Below are 3,360 nucleotides of genomic sequence, written 5' to 3'. Positions count from 1 at the left end.
ATGCATGCCGAAATGTTTTGGCAATACCTTCAAAACAACCGCTACAAATTTTACGACCGTACAAAATTGCTGGAAGAAAAAAGTAAAGACATTACTACCTGGAGCATTGATAAAATACACAGTGTAATCGGTAAATTATATAAAGCCTCTTTACAAAATGATAATCTTTTAAAAGCAACCAGGCTGGATGGCTTTGCACCAATTATAATTAAAGGAGAAAACACCCGTCAGTTGCGGCCAACACTTTTTGATTTTTTAGCACACCGGGCTTTACAATATTTTACTACAGATGAAAATCAGTTAACAAAACCTGCTTATCAATTTAAAATAAACGACAGTAAAGCTTTTGCACCCGTGAATGAATTTGTAAATGCATCTTTTAAAACAAAAGACACTGCATCCTTACAACATAAAGCTATTTTATTATTGCAGGATATTTTAAAATTTCATTTAAACGATGCAAAACCCGATGCCTTAATTGATGCCGATTTAATACGCCTTAGTTTTGTAAACCAGTATGGCGAAATGGAAGGCATAGAAAAATTGTATGAAGCCGCATTAAAAAATATAGAAGATAAATATGCCGGCAATGCTGCTATTGCACAGGCTGCATATTTAAGGGCAAAAATTTATTACGACCGTGGCCAGCAGTTTGTACCTTTTACTAAAACAGAAAATCAATACGAAATAAAAAGAGCCGCAGCATTGTGTGAAGCAACTTTTAAAAAATATCCAAAAAGCGAAGGCGGTGTTAATTGCAAAAATTTAATGGCGAGCATTATACAACCTTCTTTAAATATTGAAACAGAAAAAGTAAATACCATTAACGATCCCTTTCGCAGTTTGGTAAATTATAAAAACGTTCCTAAAGTTTATTTCCGCATTATTAAAACATCTAAAGAAGAAATTAAAAAGTTAGACCGTAGGGATTATGATAAACTATGGAAGGATTACACTTCTTTAAAACCAATTAAAAACTGGAGTGTGGTGTTACCCGATCCGCAGGATTATCAAAACCATGCTGCAGAAATAAAAATTGACGGCCTTGCCAATGGCGTATATTTAATTTTAGCCAGCATTGATGAAAATTTTTCTTTACAAAAAAATATTATTGCCAAACAAACCATTTATGTAAGCAACATCAGCTATATACATAATAATAACAACGAGTATTAAGTGCTGCACCGTGATAATGGCCAGCCGCTTGCCAACACACAGGTACAAATTTGGGAAACCAAATACAATTACCAAAACAGCAGCAACGAAGAAGTGAAAGCAGAAAAATATACCACTGATAAAAATGGTTTATTTAAAATGAGGGGCAGCAAAGACTACCGTAATTTTTTACTGCAGTTAAAATATAACAGCGATGAATTGTTTTTGGATGATAATGAAGGTTACAATACTTACGACAGCTATCAGCCCACGCCAATAAAACCACAGGCATTTTTATTTACCGACCGCAGTATTTACCGCCCTGGCCAAACCGTATTTTTTAAAGGTATTGTGTTACAACAAAATTATGGCGGCAAAAAAACTGCGGTGCTGCCCAATTATAAAACAACAGTTATTTTAAGAGATGCCAACTATCAAAAAACTGCAGAGCTTATTGTTACCACCAACGAATTTGGCAGTTATACGGGAACATTTAAATTACCCGAAGGCACATTGAACGGGCAGTTTAGTTTGTACGACAGTGCCAGCAATGCACAACAACAATTTAGTGTGGAAGAATACAAGCGGCCAAAATTTTTTACAGAGATTGAAAAGCCAAAAGGCACGTACCGTTTAAACGACAGCATAAAAGTTACCGGTACTGCAAAAGCTTATGCAGGTAATAATATTGACGGTGCAAAAGTAAAATTCCGTGTGGTGCGTAAAGTGCGTTACCCAATCTGGTGGGAATGGGGCTTTTACAGCCGCAGTAAAATGGGTATTCCTTATGGCAGAAACGAAGAAACAGAAATTACCAATGGCGAAGTAATGACGGATGCTAAAGGAGAATTCAACATTACGTTTAAAGCATTGCCTGATGAAAGCGTTGACAAAAAAAGTCAGCCGGTATTTTATTACGAAGTAAGCGCCGATGTTACCGACATTAACGGCGAAACAAGAAGTGGCAACACTTCGGTTGCCGTGGCGTACCAAATGCTGCAACTGAATATTACCATACCCGATAAAATAAATGCTGACAGTCTGAAGAATTTAAAAATTACCAGCACCAACCTCAATGATATTTTTGAAAAGGCAAACGTAAACGTTACCATCACCAAAGTAAAATCTCCCAACAAAATTTACAGAGAAAGATATTGGGATATGCCCGACCAGTTTGTAATGAGTAAAGATGAATACAGCAATTATTTTCCTTATGATGTTTATAAAGACGAAGACCAGGTAAGTAAATGGTTATTGGGAGATAAGGCTTTGGATAAGACAGATTCTACTAAAGAGCAAGGGAATTGGGAATTAGGAATTAGGAATTGGGATGCCGGATGGTATAAAATTGTTGCTCTTACAAAAGATAAGTATGGTGAAGAGGTGAAGGCGGAAAAGTATTTTCAACTAATAAACCAATCAACCAATAAACCAATTAACGAACCCATTGCAGTAAATGTAAAAAAACAATCCCTTGAACCAGGAGATAAAGTGGAATACAATATCTCCACCGGTTTTGATAATATCTGGTTGATAAATTCCTTATCTAAAATGGATAAAACCAACAACATCACTTATCAAACTATAACAAAAAATAAAGCTGCTGAATTTGCGGAATTAGCGGGAGAACAAGACCGTGGTGGTATGGCCATGAGTTACGCATTTGTACAGCACAACCGCATTTACAAGGGCGGCGAAAGTTTTGAAATTCCCTGGAGCAATAAAGAATTAAATATTACTTACTCCACCTTCCGTGATAAATTACTACCAGGCGCAAAAGAAAAATGGACAGTAAAAATTACGGGTAACAAAGGAGAAAAAGTGGCAGCAGAAATGTTAGCCGGCATGTACGATGCATCGTTAGACCAGTTTAAACCGCATAGCTGGAACAGGATAAATATCTGGCCATCTTTATACAACACTATTAGCTGGGAAGAGAATGGTTTTGAAAAAGTGGAGAGTGAAGAATATAGTAAAATTGAAATCGAAAATTCTAAATCATTAAATAAATTTTATGATAGGCTAGGTATGCATAAAACTAATAATGAAGAAGATATTTATTGGGTTCTTAATTATAATTTAGGAACAGCACTTCAAGGTAAGGTCGCTGGTGTAAATATCAGATTACGAGGAGAAGCAACAATGGCAGCACCGATGGCTGAAGGTAATGCGATTGCTGTTCCAAAATATGACTCACAAGGTGTT

Annotated in this window: 1 protein-coding gene and 1 pseudogene; both read left to right on the top strand. The window is 36.1% G+C overall.

Annotation, left to right across the window (positions count from 1 at the left end):
* Window positions 1-1,176, top strand: a pseudogene (locus tag ACY65O_RS03960) (alpha-2-macroglobulin family protein); the annotation flags it as partial.
* Window positions 1,177-3,360, top strand: a 2,184-nt coding sequence (locus ACY65O_RS03955; RefSeq protein ID WP_462219549.1) for an MG2 domain-containing protein, incomplete at its 3' end; no start/stop codon positions are given.

The sequence above is a fragment of the Ferruginibacter sp. genome (assembly GCF_031430955.1).
Lineage (GTDB): Bacteria > Bacteroidota > Bacteroidia > Chitinophagales > Chitinophagaceae > Ferruginibacter.
This window is presented reverse-complemented; position numbering and strand designations above follow the sequence as displayed.